Annotated in this window: 2 protein-coding genes; both read left to right on the top strand. The window is 41.0% G+C overall.

Annotated elements, in window-relative coordinates:
* On the top strand, nt 1–213 hold a 213-nt coding region (locus KP705_RS16530), incomplete at its 5' end, for a hypothetical protein (RefSeq protein ID WP_215765039.1).
* A partial coding sequence (locus tag KP705_RS16525; RefSeq protein ID WP_215765038.1) for a hypothetical protein occupies nt 210–554 on the top strand: 345 nt, incomplete at its 3' end. The genes KP705_RS16530 and KP705_RS16525, both read left to right, overlap by 4 nt.

Genomic DNA, 554 nt, shown 5'->3' with positions numbered 1-554 from the left:
TTGAACGATGACGAGGATGATTTTTGTTACGAGTGTGTTTTTGTTAATGACAATAAAGATGAGATACGCCTTTGGGTTAAAGATTTAGAAGAATGTGACAAGGATGGTTTGTATTCGAGTATCGATAATTTAGATTTGGAAAATTGTACGTCTGATGATTTTAAAAGAAGACTCTCAACGATTTGCGAGAAATTTTTTGGATCGTTGTCATGAGTTATCAATTCGCACATTTTGAGATGCTGAGTCGTAAAGTGCTTGTAAAGCCTTCCGACAAGGCAACGAAGTCTAAGAAGTGGAATATTAAAGAGACTATAGATGAGGCTACCCGGAGAAATCCGGATGCCTGTTTGCATGTTGAAAATCCAGGCAAGCCGGTTCTCGTTTTTGGTCAGGATTTAGAAGCTCTTGAGCGTGAGCATGAGCAGGCTTGCGATGGTGCTGTTGATGTTCAGAAGAATGGCAAGAGCAGGAAAATCAGAAGCACTCAAAATACTATGGCGTGCATTGTTCTGTCTTGGCCAGGTGAGATGGATGCCGATTGTAAGCGTTGGCAA

Origin of the sequence: Gluconobacter sp. P1D12_c (genome assembly GCF_018812105.1) — a bacterium.
GTDB lineage: Bacteria > Pseudomonadota > Alphaproteobacteria > Acetobacterales > Acetobacteraceae > Gluconobacter > Gluconobacter oxydans_A.
Note: the sequence above shows the minus strand (reverse complement) of the source record. Positions and strands in the feature narration are given on the sequence as shown.